Source organism: Streptomyces sp. ST2-7A (assembly GCF_021390475.1).
Classification (GTDB): Bacteria; Actinomycetota; Actinomycetes; order Streptomycetales; family Streptomycetaceae; genus Streptomyces.
This window is the reverse complement of record NZ_JAJUWS010000026.1, coordinates 43,302-57,405: the sequence shown is the minus strand read 5'-3', so window position 1 is coordinate 57,405 and position 14,104 is coordinate 43,302. Positions and strand designations below refer to the sequence as shown.

Genomic DNA, 14,104 nt, shown 5'->3' with positions numbered 1-14,104 from the left:
CACCTTTTCATGCACCACGCAGCCAGCCGTAGGTCTTCGGACTTCATCATCGACATCCGGGGCAGCCAGGAGCGCTGCCCGCCCGGCTTCGGTAACGCGACAACGCACGGGGCGCCGGCTCGGTCACCGGACATGGCGTCGATGGAGCACGAAGCGCCACGCGGCGCGGGGATCGGGAAAGCCTGTCGCATCGTGATCACGCGTCCTCGCCGGGCCCCTCGTCCTTGTTCAGCCCTTCGAGCTCCCGGGCGCGCTCGATGATCGCCTGCACGGTCCGCAGGGTCTCCGGAGAGAGGCCCGAAGCCCGCAGCGCCACGGAGCGCACCTGGTTGTCGCGCATGGACTCCAGCAGGGACAACTCCGTGTCCACGCGCCGCCCTTCTTCCTCGTCGAAGAAGTAGGAGGGAGGGACGCCGAAGAAATCCGCGAGAGCCTTGAGGTACTTGATGCCGGGGTTGTCCCGCTGCCCTTTTCGCAGCTGGTGAAGGAAGCTCGCCGACATGGTCGGGCCTCCCCTGTCGGCGATGCCCTGGGCCACCTCGCGCAGGGAGTACGGGCCGCGCCCCGTGGGGTGGATCACCTGGAAGAGGCGGTCAACCTTCTCCGCGAGGATCCGCCCCTCCTCGCTCACCTCGTCACCCATCGGTTGACCTCCCTTCGCCAAGGATCACGCGCCCACCTCCTGCGGCGTTCACAGGTGTGGACGATACACGAGCCCCTCCCACCCCAACGTTCTCCCCCGTTGACACGGAGCGCTGTTGTCGGCTTACGATCACTCAGCGCTGTCCACAAGCGGAAACAGCGCGGGGTCGGCCTTGCCGTACCCAGGACCCGAAGAGCACGGAGGAGACGGGATGCCGGCCCAACGAGCGCTCCGGCCGAAAGGACGGGCGCACGAGGCGAGTCCCTCCCCCAGCCGGCCGGGCGAAGCACCCCGGCACGATGCCGACCGGTCCGGCTCCGGCACGCTTGCGCCTGCGGTAATGGCGTCCCCGCTCTTATGACTTGTACCGAGTTGTTGAACCAACTCTGGATCTTGTCGGGAGTGCGTGCGTATGTTCGTCGTCGCCGGGGCAGCCCGGCCGGCAGGACGAACACAAGGAGCAGCCCACGCCACCCCTGACCTCATAAGACCCCGCACACAGCGACGGCGCCCGGGAGCGGCAACTCCCGAACGCCGAACGCTTCACGGCTGAACCGCCCCGGCAAGGGCGGAGATCGCCATCATCACCGCGCTGATCCCTTCCACGGGGCGTCTCAGCGTGGCAACACCGAGGGAGATTCTTACATGCGCTCTGCCCTGCGCAAAAGGACCGAGGGTCCGATCCGCGCGGCAGCCGCCCGCTTCCCCAACCCCACCCGCTCCCGCCCCCACACCGCTGCGGCGGGTGTCCTCCCGCAGGTGAACGGGGGTGGGCGATGAGCGTCGAGGCCCGCGAGTGGGTGTGGGAACACAGTGCCGCCAAGGGCACCGCGCGGCTGGTCCTGCTGTCGATCGCCGACCGGGTCCCGGACGAGCAGTGCGTCGCCTGGGCCTCGCTCACCAGCCTGATGGCGCGTACGAACGCGAGCCGGACGGCGGTGCGCGACGCGATCGCCGCCCTCGTCACCGGCGGCGAACTGCGGGTGCTGGACCACCTGCGGGGCCCGCATCGGACCACGGTCTACCACCTGCCCCACGCCGCCGCCCGGTCGGCCGAGACCGAGCACGCCCGGCGGGAGGACCCGCATCCCGAGCCGCCGACGGAAGCGGTCCCGGTGCCCGAGCCGGATGAGGCGAGGTTGCGGCGGTACGGCATCCACCCCCGGCGGGGGCCGGGATCCGAGCCCTCCCGACGGAATCCGACCGGTACGGAATCCGACCCGGGAGGGGCGCGGATTCCGCCCCCCCGGGGTGCCGGAATCCGACCCGGCAGGGGTACGGGATCCGACCCCCAGAACCGTAGAGAACCGAAGGTGAACCGTAGGAAGGGCAGTGGGGACGGTGCACCGACCCCGGCCGGCGAGTGGCGGGTGGACCCCGCCACCCGGGCCTGGATCCACGAACAGGGACACCTCGACCGCCTCGGCGAGGACGGTCTGCGCGCCGCCGACGCCAAGTGGCGCGCCCACCGGGCCGCCCACGGCCCCCGCCCGGCGGACCTCTGGGCCGCGGACTGGCGCTCCTGGATCGCCCGGGAACACCCCCCGGCCCGCCCCCATCCCAGCTTCCCGACCGGTGGGAACACCGCCCGCCCCGGTGGCATGACCCGCGCCGAGGCGCACACCGCGGCCCTGCTGGCCGCCCTGGACGAGCCGACCGGAACGGAGTAAGCCGTGGACCGTCGAGAGAGCGCCGCCCTGCTGGCCTACATCGGCCGGCTGGACCCCCGCACCATCCGCACCGACCCGGCCGAGGTCCGCGAACAGCTCGACCGCTGGCACGAGCTGCTCGCGGAGGTCCCCGCCGCCACGCCGCAGGGCTGGGACGCCCGCGTGGTCGCCCGTGAGCACGTCCTGACCTCCCCGTACCCGATCATGCCGGTGGACATCGCCCGCGCATGGCGAGCCCATCGGCGCGACCGCCTGCAACGGCACACCGACCCCACCCCGGGTGCCGACCCGGATGATCCGGTGGCCTGGAACGCCGAACTGGCCGGTACCCGACGTGCCGTGGCGAGCGGGAGGACCGCGCCGGTCCACCTCCGGCAGATCACCGGCGCCCGGCCCCGCCCGGAACTGGAGGCGCGGCTGCGGGAGGTCGGCTCCTGCATCCCCGCCCGGGCCCGAGCAGCCCTGGCGCCCTACCGGCCCGCCCGCGCGGCCCGTGAGGCGGCCATCGCCCGGGGGCTGCCCGACGCCCTGACCGTGCGCTGCGAGTGGTGCCACGCCCCGGTCGGCGAGCCGTGCCGACGCCGGCGGATCGCCCCCGACGGCGCGGCACGCGGCAGTACCCCCCGCGCGACCCCGCATCCGGGTCGCGTCGACCGCGCCGCGGCCCACCGGGCCCGGCAGCCCGAAACCACCTGACCCACCCCCACCCCACCACTCCCGCCTCCCGGCTCCGGCCGGGAGGCGCGGCGGCCACACCGGAGACCACCGTGCGAGACCTCACCACCCCCGATGCGCCGGCCACCGACCTGCGCGGTATCGGCGACACCAGCTGGCAGGCCCGCGCCGGGTGCCGGGGCATGGACCCCGGGGACGCGGACGCCCTCTTCTTCCCACTCCCCCGCGACCACGAGGCCATCGCCGAGGCCAAAGAGCTGTGTGACCCGTGCCCGGTGCGCCGCGAGTGCCTCAACCACGCCCTGGAGAACGGCCTGCGAGAGGGCACCTGGGGCGGGCTGACCGAGGCCGAGCGCCGCCCCTGGCACGAGGGCCTGTCCCACCGCCTGGACCACAGCCGCGTGATCGCCTTCTTCAAGGGCCGCGATGTCCACCTGAGCGAAACCGAACGCCGCGTGGTCATCGACCACGCCTACGTCCGGGGCTGGCGCCCCGAACGACTGGCCCTCGCCCTGCGGATCAACCCCAAACACGCCCGCGACCTGCTGCGGCAGGCAGCCGACAAGGTCCTGGACCGCGACCGGAACCACGGCATGCCCCGAGCCGGGAGCAGGGGAAGGAAGCGGTCGGCCCCCTCCACGGCCGAGGCTCCCTCCACTCCGGCCCCCACCCCCCGGCCGGTCCGGCGGCCATCCGCGCAGTCCCCTCTCGGAAAGGCAGCATGACCCTCCCCCTGCCCTCCCTCGGTCTCGCCCCCGACCTCTCCCTCCTCCTCGCCCTCGGTGTTCCCACCGGCGCCTGCCTCCTAGGCCTGACCGGTTGGGCGATCCTGCGGCGTGCCCGGCGTCCGCGGAAGCGTTCGGGCAACCCGGCCGTCAAGGTCGCCGCCCTGGCCGCGCTGGCCTGCACCGCCTACAGCGCCGACACCAGCTGGCGCTTCGCCGCCAATCACCTCGACATGGCCGGCACCGCCGAACGCGCCGCGATGTTCGCAGCTGCCGAACTCGCCCTCTTCGCCACCGCGCTGATGGCCAGACAGAACCTGGTCACCCAGGGAGCACCGGGAGTGCCGGGCACCCTGATCTGGGTCATCACCGCCGTGCAGGTGATCCCCGCCTACGCCGAGAGCGGGCCGGTCGGCGGCACCGTCCGCGCCTTCGTGGGCCCCGTGATGGCGGCGATGCTCTGGCACCTGGCCATGGGCCTGGAGGTGCGGCTGCGCTCCCCCGAAGCCGGCTCCCGGGGCCTGATCGCCACCCTCGCGCGGGAGGGGCGCGAACGTCTCCTCTCCCGCCTGGGCCTGGCCGCCCGGGACCGGGACGCCGCGCAGATCACCCGCGACCGTGCCACCGCCCGCGCCGTCGCCCTGGCCGCAGCCCTCGCCGAGATGACCCCCCAACAGCAGCGGAACCGACGCGGTCGACGCCTCACCCGCCGGCTGTCCAAGGCCCTGGGCAAAGCCTCGGTGGGGACCGACCCCGTCCGTCGCGCCGAACTGCTCGACCAGCTCGCCGCCCGCCGCCACGCCCTCACCCTGGCGACGGTCCCTCTGCCCTCCCCCTGGTCCCCCTACGGCACACCCCGCACCGACACCAACAGCACCCCGACCGGGGACCGGGGACCGCACGAGGACGGGGGACCGGGGACCGGGGTCGGGAATCGAGGACCGGATAGCCGGGACCCTCTCGGCAGGAGTGGGGACCATGAGGCTGGAGCCGGGGACCGTGACGCGGGGACCGGCGCCCACCCTGCCGGGGACCGGGGACCACACCGGGAGAAGGGACCGGTCCCCGGAACGGGGGCCCGGGGACCGGAGAACGGGGACGGTGTCGCGGGAACCGGGAGCCGGGAAGGAAAGCCGGGGACCGGGGACCGGGAGCACCTCCCGAGCCGGCAGGGAAACGACTCCGCAGGGGACCGTCGGCCAAGAGCCGGGGACCGGTTCCCGGGGACCGACACCCACCCTGCCGGGGACCGGGGACCGCACGAGGAGAGGGGACCGGTCCCCGGCACCGGGGAGCGGGGACCGGATAGCGAGGACCGTCCCTGCGGAACCGGGGACCGCGCCCCGGCCGGCGGGGACCGTGCTCCGGGGACCGGGAACGGCACGGCGGGGACCGCGAATCCCGCCCCGGGAACCGGGGACCGTCCCCTCGGGACCGGGGACCGGGCATCGGATGTGGCCCGCCGTCGGGAACCCTCCGCGAGGGCGAACACGTCGGGGGACCGGCGGGACCGGTCCCCCGGCCCGCCCGCCCGGCGTGCGCCGCGCGAGCCGGAGCAGTCGGTAGAGCACCTGGTCGAGCAGGTCCGCCCCCACGTCCCCGCCCTGCTCGCACGGGACGGCAACCAGGCCGTCACCAGGGTCCAACTGCGGGAAATCCTGCGGCGCGAAGGTCTGAGGGGCGGCCGGAACGACCGGCTGAGCCTCGTCCTGCAACGCCTGCGCACCGAAGAAGCCACCACGAAGACGAGGAGCACCGCCCGATGAGGACCTGTCCCCGATTCGCGAGCCTGCGCGAGGAGTACGAGCGGGAGATCGGCTACCTGAGCGCCCACGCCCGGCAACACGCCGGCAAGCCATCGGCGAAGTCCAGCGCGAAGCACGCCGCCTCGACCAGGGCCCGGATGGCCAGGGCCCTCAACGGCCACCTCGAACGATGCCCCGAGTGCGGCTGAACACACCGCACCGATCCGAAGCCCCACAGGACCCTACGGGTGGCCCGGCACGATGCCGGGCCACCACCCCCTCCACGAAGGAAAACGCCATGGCCCACCCCACCCACCTCGCGGATGGCCCCATCACCCGGAGCATTTCAACGGGGACGAACCCGATCCCCTCCCCCGCGCCGGAACACCCCACCCCGGCCACCGGCGGAGCAAGTTATCCACTTGGATACTCCGCCCCGGGCGGAGTATCCAAGGGTTCCCCTGCCCCCTCGGCGCAGGGAAGCGTCCGGCGCCGGGGGACGCCTGACGAGGAAGCCTCGACCGAGGGCGGATCGCGACGACAAGGAGAAGGCGGAAACGGTGAGCCCGCTGCTCCCCTCCCCGTCGACCCGCCACCTCGGACAAGACGTCGCAAGTACCAACGCCGTCAGCGTCCTCATGTTCGCACCACCCGCTTCAGTGACGAGGAACTCGCACTCGTGAGCGCCGGAGCCAAAACCGCCGGTCTCACTGTCGCCGGTTTCCTCGCCCGAGCGGCCCTCGGCGCCGCACGCGACCTCGACCGGACCGCGAGCACGATCGCCGGGGAACGAGAACTGGTCGCCGAACTGTTCGCCGCCCGCCGTCACCTCGGCCGGGTCGGCAACAACCTCAATCAGGTCGCCCGCGCGGTCAACTCCGGAGCCCGTCCACCGGAACTCGACGCGGTTCTCGCGGCCACCGAACGAGCCGTCCGGCGGGTCCAGCACGCCACCGATCAACTTCTCCAGCGGGACCGGGAGCCGTAGCGGCATGATCCCCAGGATCCACAAGCGCGGGCAGCGCACGCTCGGTCTCCTGCACTACCTGTACGGGCCGGGGAAGTTCGAGGAGCACACCGACCCCCACCTGGTCGCTTCCTGGGACCACAACGCCCCCGATCCCGGCCGAGAGGGGAACGCCACCCTCAAACAGCTCCAGCGACTCCTCGACCAGCCGATCGAGAACCTCGACGCCTCCGACCGGCCGAGGAAGCACGTGTGGCACCTGTCGGTGCGCAACGCCGCCGAGGACCGCGTCCTGACGGACGAGGAGTGGGGTGACATCGCCCGCAGCATGGTCGCCGCCGCCGGTATCGATGATCCCGAGCAGAGTGGTGCGGGGTGCCGATGGGTGGCCGTACGGCACGCCGAGGACCACATCCACATCGTCGCCACCCTGGCGCGCGAGGACGGCTACAAACCCCACCTCCACAACGATGCCGTCCGCGTCCAGAACCGGGCTCGAACGCTGGAGGTGGAATTGGGGCTGCGTCGCCTCAACCAAGGTGACGGCACCGCGGCGCAGCGGCCCACCAGCGCCGAGCGTCACAAGGCCCGGCGCCAGGGCCGGGAGCGCACGGCCCGGGAGGAGTTGCGCGAGGCGGTGCGGGGTGCGGTGGCCGGGGCGTGGGGTGAGGAGGAGTTCTTCGAGCGATTGGCCGCCGCCGGTCTGTTGATCCGCCGACGTGTGGCGCCTTCCGGTGACCTGCTGGGTTACAAGGTGGCCCTGGCCGGGGACCGGAACAAGGACGGCGAGCCGGTCTTCTACGCCGGCGCACGGCTGGCCCCCGACCTCTCCCTGCCCCGCATCCGGGAACGCTGGACCACCCACCACGACCCGCCCGCCGACCCTCGCACGGGCCCCTCCCCCGCACCCGGCGACCCGGCCGGCGCCCGCCGCCGGGCGACGACGGCCGCGCGGAAAGCGGTGGTGGTCATCGAGCACGGCCCGGACGCCGTGGTCGCCGCGCACATCGCCGCCACCGGTGAGGTCCTGGACGCCCTCGCCCTCACCTCCGCCGCCCACACCCGCCACGCCCTGCACGAAGCGGCCCGCGCGTTCGAGCGGGCCTCCCGCTCTCACATTCGCGCCGAACGCGGCCATGACCGGGCGCTGCGCCGAGCCGCCCGGGAACTGATCCACGCCGGCCCCGCGCTGGGCCGCGGGGAGGACGGCGCCACCACCGCGATGGTCATCGACATGCTGTTCTTCCTGATCACCACCACCGCCCACCGGCACGCCCGCCGCCGCACACCAGGCCGCCGACCACCTGCGCGCCGCCTACCGCGCCGCAGCCCCCGGCCCACTGGGCGCCCTCCGCCACCGCGGCCGACATCTGCCCCGCCCTGTCCAGCGCCGCCAGGCGGCCGTGCTGCGCCGTGCTCTGCCGGAGGTGGCCGAGCGCATCCTCGCCGAACCCGGCTGGCCCGCCCTGGCCGCCACCCTCACCGACCTCGAAACCACCCCCCACGACCCCGCCACCCTGCTCACCGACGCCGCCGGACAACGGGAGTTGGCCAGCGCACACTCCCTCAGCGACGTCCTGACCTGGCGTCTGCGCCACACCGCCGACCTCCCCGCCGACGCCCCCACCCACCACACGCCCCGCCGCCCGGGAAACGTGACCGACCAACGCGCAGCACGACGAGGCCGCCCGGCCGGGCCGAAAATGATTATGGGTCGGGTGAATTGAAGCGGGTCGGGGGCTCGGAACATGCTCATCGGACGCGCAGGACGAGATGAGGGAGGACCAGGGTGGTGCACCGCATACGTCGCCGGGTGAAGGAGACCACCGGCCTCCGGCGTCCGCTCCCCCGCCCGGCCAGGGGGTCGGGCGGGGCCGTGCCGCCGGAGGACACCCCGACCGAGCCCGCCCCCCGATCGGAGGAGCCGATGCCGATGGTGGACGACTTCCCTCCCCCGGAGCTGCGGATTCCCGGACCCGCCCAGCTCGGCGGCCGGATGATGCCCTGGCCGTGGCCGCTTGTCCTCGACCAGCAGGTCGTCACCTGCGCTGGATGCGGGGCGTATCGGGATTGGCTCGTCCTCTCCACCGACGACCGGATCCAACTGCGGTGCCGAGCCGGCCACCAGCAGCACGAGGAGCGTCTGGATACCGCCTGGTACAACCGACATGCCGGACCCGCGGACGTCACGCACGCCACCTTCGAGGACTGCCTGCGCCACCTCGGCCACTGACCCCGTCCCGAGCCGCACCGCGCTACCCCTGTCCAGCGCAAGGGGCCTCTCCCCCTGCGAGTTCGCGTCGCCACCGCTCTCGGCTGCCCCGCGCTGAACGAACTCGACGGTGCGACCACGGGCGGGAGTCCCCGCTTCCCGCACAAGGCGGAGGTCACCTTCGCTCACACAGGCGCCAGCGACGCGAAACTCACCCGGGAGATGTACAGCGACACCATCGCCAAGGCGCCCCCGGGCCACCGACCGGATCTTCGAGGCCACGACAGCCTGCCCGGAGCGCCGACTCTCCGGCGGCAGCACCGCCGTCGGGGTCACCGCCCACCGGGCACCTTCCCTGTGGCTCGGGGGCGAGAGGCGGTGTCAACTACCGGCTCTCTCCGCCGAGACCAGGCGAGCGTCATCACACAGACCGCCATCGGTGAAGAGAACCCACTGATGGTTCCCTCCGGTTCCTCCGACCGGTCGACCGGCACCTCCGGAAAGCCCTCACCCGGGCGAGCCTCGGCCCCTGGCACCCCCTCCCACCACAGGATCCCTTTTCCGTCCGCCGCAACAGCGCCGCGCCCAACCTCCTGAAGAGGAGGTCGGGCGCGGCGCTGTTGCGGCGGACAAGGGGAAAAAGTCAGTCGAGCGGGGGTCGCAGGAGCCGGTCGCGGGTGCTGTCGGGCAGGACCCGGCGCAGGAGTGGTGCGGTGGAGGCGAGGGATGCGGCGAAGGCGGCGACGAGGTCGTGCGGTACCCCGGAGGAGAAGGATGCGGCCCACAGGTACCCCTCGCCCGGAGTGGGCTCGGCCCATGCCTGCCATCCGGACGGGCTGTCCTCCCCTCCTTCGGAGAGCAGGGTGCGCGGGTCGGCGTCCTGGATCAGGGGCGGTACCCCGCCCAGGTGGAGGTGACCGGTGAAGGTGGGATCCATCGCCCCCGCCCCGGGCCGGTCGATGTCGCGCAGCCAGCCCCGGGCGGTGGCAGCCCGCAGGACCGCCTCGGGGTCCGCCAAGGGCACGGTGGGCTGCTCGCGGGCATCGAGGGCGGTGAGGAAGTCCGCCAGAACCTCCCCGGGAACCTCGGGGGTGAAGTACGCCGACCAGCCGGCGAGTCCGTCGGGGTGGGCACGGGCGCTGATCTGCCAGGAGATCGGCAGGCCGCCGAGGTGGAACGGCTCGTCCGGCAGGAGCCACTGGGCCCACCGCAGGGCGTCGGGGCCGATGTGCAGAACGGTGCTGCGCACCACCTGCCGGTCCTCCGGTGTCTCCTGCGGTTCCCGGCGACCCCGCACGAGCGTCAGTCCTCTCCAGCCCAGCTCGGTGAGGGTGTCGGCGACGGCGTCGTAAGGGCGCCCGTCATCACCGGCCAGGTGCCGGGGCCCGACCCGGTGGACGGGCCCGGAGGAGTTGGGAGTGGACGGGTCGAGGGGAGGGTCGGGATACAGGGGCGCCTCCGGGGAGCCGATGCGGGGTCTACCGGCCGCCGGCGGTGCGGCGCCAGCGGCGTGGCGGGGGCTGGACGGGTTCCTGCCAGGTCAGGGCGACGGCGACCTCCGGTGGCAGGTGGCCGAGCCGGGTGTCCACCTCCGGGCCCTCGGCCAGGTAGACCACCGGCCGGCCCGCTCCATCGGTGGCCTGGAGAACTTGGTCGAGGCGGTGGGCCATGGGAAAGAACGGGTTCATCGCCTGCCGCACCACAGCGTTCCGGTCGCAGGCGGACAGGCGAGCGATGAGTTCACCGACGGTCATCTCCGAGGGCGTCACGGACCGAGCCTCCTTGTACGAGGAAAAGCGAAGCCACAGCAGCTTTCCGCGCAGCCACCGCCACGCGACATAGGAGTATTGAAAACCCCGCCGTCCGGGCCGGTTTCCTCACAGACGGCGGGAGGTCTCCAGCACCCGCGCCACAGCGACGGCCACGACATCGGCCGGTGCCTGCACACCGAAGGAGATGTGGTAGCCGGGCACCGTGGCCGTTCCCGTGACAGCAATCCTCCACCCCTCCCCCTCGGCACCGGGGCACCCGAGGGGGAACCAATCGAGATAGAAACAGCCATCCTTGGAATTGACGTGTACGTCGGCCCGATCATCCACCACGAGATGGAAATCATCAGCAGAGAACTGCTCCATCACCACCCCCGCCCGCCCCGCACCGAGCCGCCACTCACGCCGCCGCAAACCCTCCACCGCGACACGAAAAGCAGAACCTCCGGGAACCGCCACCACAGGCCATCACCTCTCCCAACCGAGAAACTCCGGGAAGGCTGTCCACGTTGACATAACCTGAGCGTAGTTGGCCAGTCCTTCCGCGATCTTCCCTGTCTGCCAACGGCGAACTACAATTTTCACCGGCACCACGAAGAAACGAAGATTCTTGATTTACGAGATTGGACCAATGACACCCCAAGAGGGAATCAAAAAGAAACCTGATTGCAAAAAATTATTGATCTGTCACTAAATGATGTCTGCCGCGTATCTGGTGTATGAGGCCCGGAAGTATCCCCTGACGCGGGCGGGGAATTTCTGGATTCCGCGGAGGATGCTGCGGGTTGATGCCTCCAATTGAGCCCGGTTGTCGATGACCTTGTCGGCGAGTTGGCGTTTGAGGTCGGCGTTGACGAGTTCGTCGGGGTTGAGGTGCGGTGCGTAGGGCGGCAGGAAGTGCAGCTCGATGGAGGCGGTGTGCTCGGCGACCCATGTGTTCACTTTTTTGGAGCGGAGAACGGGGTGCCGGTCCACGATCAGGTGAATTTTCTGTTCGGGAAAATTGCCGATCACCCGCTTGAGGAAGGTGATGCAGGTAGCGGCGGCGAAACGGTCGGCGAATACAGTGAAGTGCATGGTGCCCCGAGTGGAGATCACCGACATCGCGTTCACGCCGTACCGCTGTCCGGTTCGAGCCACGATCGGGGTCTTCCCCCGCTCCCCCCGGGTGCGGCCGGAAACCTGATCGGAGCGGATCCCGACCTGATCGGCGAACATGACCAGGGCGTTCTCGGCCGCCGCGCGGGCCCGGATCGCCGGATAGGTGGTGCGTGTCCACTCCTCGATGGAGGCGGGGTCGGCCTCCCGGGCCCTGCGGTCGGGCCGCTGGAACGACAACCCCATCCGATCCATCAACTTGCACAACCCGCCGTGGGAGAACCGTACTCCGAAATGCCGGTGCAGAAATTCGTTGACCTTCCTCGTCGTCCACAGCATTCCACCGAGGCCGAGCTGCTCAGGGCGATAGTCGATGATGGCCTGCCGGACGGCGGCCTCCTCGCTCTCCGACAGAAAACGACACGATCCGACTTTCCGGCCGGGTTTTCCGGACCGCAACGCCTCCGCCCCACCGCCATCACGACGAGCCCTCCACCGACCGACCGACTTGGTCGACACCCCGAATACCCTCGCCACCTCGGCCACCGGTAACCCCGCGTCGATCGCGGCCATCACCCGCATCCGCACAGCCTCCTGCTGAGCAGGCGAAAGCCTCCGCATGTCCCCACTCAAATCATCACCCATACCATGCCAACGAGCGAGACACCGAAAAGTGACGGACCAATAAGCGACTCAAGCACCAGGCGAAATCTCGGAGATCAAATTAGAGACCCCCACTCACGCCCTTTCCTCCCTATTCCGATATGCATGAGTCAGGGAATGGCGCGGCGTTTAACCCGCCATCCTTGGCGTTGGGTTCTTATGGGCTGACGGTGGAGTTGAAGTCGCTCCATACGACCGGAGTCCAAGTCGAATTGGTGCTGACGGATGTGATGAACCGGGAGTCGGGTCTGCGAATACCCACGGCGGCGGGGTACAATGACGGTGCGACCATACCGGGTCTAACGCAACTTGCTGACCACATACAGGGGGGGTCTTCCCCTCTGGCCAGCGTGATGTTTCGATTACTGTGACATGGACGGAGACGATCATGTTTCGGTGAGTGAGGTGCCTTGTGGAATCGCGGGAAGAAGCGGAGCTCAAGACCCTGACCGAAAAGGAGAAGCGTTACACCAGGTTGTCCTGGCTGATTATCTGGGCGACTCTTGGGATCCTTGGCCTGGTCGCCTTGATGGTTTTTGTCGGGATTCCTTTGATGATTACGATGATGGCCTTCGTGTCGAGGTGAGACAGCGTCGCAGAGTTGAGGCACGGGCATCCCATGCCGTGACTTGCCGCACCCTCGGTTCACTCCGGAGGTCAGGACTGTGAAGCAGAGGCCCCGCCGGTTGTGAATGGCGGGGCCTCTGTGATGTGTGACGGCAGTTGGCAACAACGTCAGCGGACGGGTGCGGCACAGGACGGCTGTGGGAGCGCGGAACTGCCGGTGTCGCTGCGCCCCTCGAAGGAACGCCGTTACCGGGTCGCCGACCCCTACCTGCGCTTCTGGCTCCAATTCCTCGGCCCGCACCTCCCGGAGATCGAACGGACCCGCGGCGACCTGGTGCCGGCACGGATCCGGCGGCAGGGGACGAGTCTGCGCGGCCGGGCCCGTGGAGCCCCTGGTGCGGGAGGCGCTGGTCCGGCTGCTGCCCGTTGGGGAGGTGCCAACCGCGCCCGTGGTCGGCGGGTACTGGACCCGCAGCAACGACGTGGAGATCGACCTGGTGGGCGCCGACCGGGAACCCGTGGCCCAACGCCTGCTCCTTCTCGGTTCGGTGAAGTGGCTGGAGAACGCGCCGTTCGACGAGCACGACCTGCTGGCGCTCCAGCGGCACCGGGCCGCGGTGACGGACGAGCCGGTGCCACTCGTCGCGGTGGTGCGGTCGGGGGTGAGCTGTTCCGGGCCGGCCGCCGCCCTCGGTCCCGGGGACCTGCCGGCGGCCCGGGAGCCGCGGTCCTCGTGAGAGGTGGCGCCGTCCGGCGCGGCGTGGACCGCACCATGTCTCACGAGGGGCCGTCCGTGGCCACTGGCGCATCGAAGCCCTGCACCACGTCAGAGACGTGACCTACGCCGAGGACGCCTCCACCCTCCACACCGACACCGGACCCCGCGCCATGGCCACCTTCCGCAACCTCGCCATCGGCCTGCTCAAAACCCTCGGAGCCGCCAACATCGCCAAGACCACCCGGACACTCCGCGACCAGCTCGAACGAGCCCTCCCACTCGTCGGGATCACCGACAACCCCGACCCTCAGGGAGCTTGATCAAGCCCTGGTGGTCGGGGCGGTGGTGTGTCGAAGGTTCCGTAGCGTTTGCTGCCGCGCGGGGTGTTGAGGACTTCATCGCGGCGATGGAAGGTGCCGTGGTCGGTGAATCCGAGGGTGACGGTGTCGATCTCGCCCCGCTCCGCGTGGAGGACGGCTGCTCGCAGACCGCCGTAGGTGTCGGCGTGGATGGTCCGGGTGAAGCCGATGCTCAGCCGCCAGGGCCCGGCCGGGACGGGAATCGCGTAGTAGGTGTCACCGACCACCGCGCTGTGGGGGAACGGCGGACAGAGTTCGTCGAAGAACTCGGCGGCCTGCAGGGACATGAAGGA

15 protein-coding genes and 2 pseudogenes are annotated in these 14,104 nt (G+C 70.8%); 11 read left to right on the top strand and 6 right to left on the bottom strand.

Annotated features, from left to right (window positions below):
* Nucleotides 1–196: 196 nt before the first annotated feature.
* Nucleotides 197–643, bottom strand: coding sequence for a helix-turn-helix domain-containing protein (locus tag LZF96_RS16670; RefSeq protein WP_233872636.1), 447 nt, complete (start codon nucleotides 641–643; stop codon nucleotides 197–199).
* 776 nt (nucleotides 644–1,419) lie between these two features.
* Here LZF96_RS16670 and LZF96_RS16665 point away from each other — a divergent pair.
* The 8 genes and pseudogenes from LZF96_RS16665 to LZF96_RS16630 all read left to right on the top strand — a co-directional run bounded on the left by LZF96_RS16665 (nucleotide 1,420) and on the right by LZF96_RS16630 (nucleotide 8,658).
* Nucleotides 1,420–2,313 carry a helix-turn-helix domain-containing protein gene (locus LZF96_RS16665; RefSeq protein WP_233872633.1) on the top strand — a complete coding sequence of 298 codons (894 nt, stop codon included), beginning with the start codon at nucleotides 1,420–1,422 and terminating at the stop codon, nucleotides 2,311–2,313.
* Nucleotides 2,314–2,316: 3 nt separating this feature from the next.
* Entirely contained in the window at nucleotides 2,317–3,009 is a 693-nt protein-coding gene (locus LZF96_RS16660) for a hypothetical protein (RefSeq protein ID WP_233872630.1), read from the top strand.
* A 71-nt stretch (nucleotides 3,010–3,080) separates the two neighbouring features.
* Nucleotides 3,081–3,713, top strand: coding sequence for a WhiB family transcriptional regulator (locus LZF96_RS16655; RefSeq protein ID WP_233872627.1), 633 nt, complete (start codon nucleotides 3,081–3,083; stop codon nucleotides 3,711–3,713).
* Complete coding sequence (locus LZF96_RS16650) at nucleotides 3,710–5,479, top strand: hypothetical protein (protein WP_233872624.1); 1,770 nt, start codon at nucleotides 3,710–3,712, stop codon at nucleotides 5,477–5,479. The genes LZF96_RS16655 and LZF96_RS16650 overlap by 4 nt, the downstream gene beginning before the upstream one ends.
* Nucleotides 5,476–5,667 (top strand): hypothetical protein, encoded by a 192-nt coding sequence (locus LZF96_RS16645; RefSeq protein ID WP_182608467.1) that lies wholly within the window; start codon nucleotides 5,476–5,478, stop codon nucleotides 5,665–5,667. The genes LZF96_RS16650 and LZF96_RS16645 overlap by 4 nt, the downstream gene beginning before the upstream one ends.
* Nucleotides 5,649–6,446: a plasmid mobilization relaxosome protein MobC gene (gene mobC, locus LZF96_RS27380; RefSeq protein WP_374203260.1), complete on the top strand. Its 798-nt coding sequence runs from the start codon at nucleotides 5,649–5,651 to the stop codon at nucleotides 6,444–6,446. Before LZF96_RS16645 ends, mobC begins: the two co-directional genes overlap by 19 nt.
* Nucleotides 6,447–6,450: 4 nt before the next feature.
* Nucleotides 6,451–8,152: pseudogene (locus LZF96_RS16635) on the top strand (relaxase/mobilization nuclease domain-containing protein).
* Nucleotides 8,153–8,214: 62 nt separating this feature from the next.
* Nucleotides 8,215–8,658 (top strand): hypothetical protein, encoded by a 444-nt coding sequence (locus LZF96_RS16630; protein ID WP_233872619.1) that lies wholly within the window; start codon nucleotides 8,215–8,217, stop codon nucleotides 8,656–8,658.
* Nucleotides 8,659–9,280: 622 nt separating this feature from the next.
* Here LZF96_RS16630 and LZF96_RS16625 read toward each other — a convergent pair.
* The 4 genes from LZF96_RS16625 to LZF96_RS16610 form a co-directional block, all read right to left on the bottom strand.
* Nucleotides 9,281–10,108: a DUF317 domain-containing protein gene (locus tag LZF96_RS16625; protein WP_374203261.1), complete on the bottom strand. Its 828-nt coding sequence runs from the start codon at nucleotides 10,106–10,108 to the stop codon at nucleotides 9,281–9,283.
* A 7-nt stretch (nucleotides 10,109–10,115) separates the two neighbouring features.
* Nucleotides 10,116–10,406 (bottom strand): hypothetical protein, encoded by a 291-nt coding sequence (locus LZF96_RS16620; protein ID WP_233872616.1) that lies wholly within the window; start codon nucleotides 10,404–10,406, stop codon nucleotides 10,116–10,118.
* A gap of 108 nt (nucleotides 10,407–10,514) precedes the next feature.
* Nucleotides 10,515–10,868: a DUF317 domain-containing protein gene (locus LZF96_RS16615; RefSeq protein WP_233872613.1), complete on the bottom strand. Its 354-nt coding sequence runs from the start codon at nucleotides 10,866–10,868 to the stop codon at nucleotides 10,515–10,517.
* Nucleotides 10,869–11,096: 228 nt separating this feature from the next.
* A complete protein-coding gene (locus LZF96_RS16610; protein WP_233872609.1) occupies nucleotides 11,097–12,125 on the bottom strand; it encodes an IS630 family transposase in 1,029 nt (342 codons plus the stop codon).
* A gap of 454 nt (nucleotides 12,126–12,579) precedes the next feature.
* Between LZF96_RS16610 and LZF96_RS16605 the strand changes: the two genes are divergently transcribed.
* The 3 genes and pseudogenes from LZF96_RS16605 (at nucleotide 12,580) to LZF96_RS16595 (ending at nucleotide 13,772) form a co-directional block, all read left to right on the top strand.
* Nucleotides 12,580–12,753 carry a hypothetical protein gene (locus LZF96_RS16605; RefSeq protein WP_233872606.1) on the top strand — a complete coding sequence of 58 codons (174 nt, stop codon included), beginning with the start codon at nucleotides 12,580–12,582 and terminating at the stop codon, nucleotides 12,751–12,753.
* Between the two features lie 183 nt (nucleotides 12,754–12,936).
* A pseudogene (locus LZF96_RS16600) lies at nucleotides 12,937–13,471 on the top strand (DUF234 domain-containing protein); the annotation flags it as partial.
* Nucleotides 13,472–13,568: 97 nt separating this feature from the next.
* On the top strand, nucleotides 13,569–13,772 hold the full coding sequence (locus LZF96_RS16595) for a hypothetical protein (RefSeq protein ID WP_308294222.1): 204 nt from the start codon (nucleotides 13,569–13,571) through the stop codon (nucleotides 13,770–13,772).
* Here the strand turns inward: LZF96_RS16595 and LZF96_RS16590 are convergent.
* Entirely contained in the window at nucleotides 13,760–14,098 is a 339-nt protein-coding gene (locus tag LZF96_RS16590; RefSeq protein WP_374203259.1) for a hypothetical protein, read from the bottom strand. The two genes, LZF96_RS16595 and LZF96_RS16590, sit on opposite strands and share 13 nt — an antisense overlap.
* Between the last annotated feature and the right edge of the window lie 6 nt (nucleotides 14,099–14,104).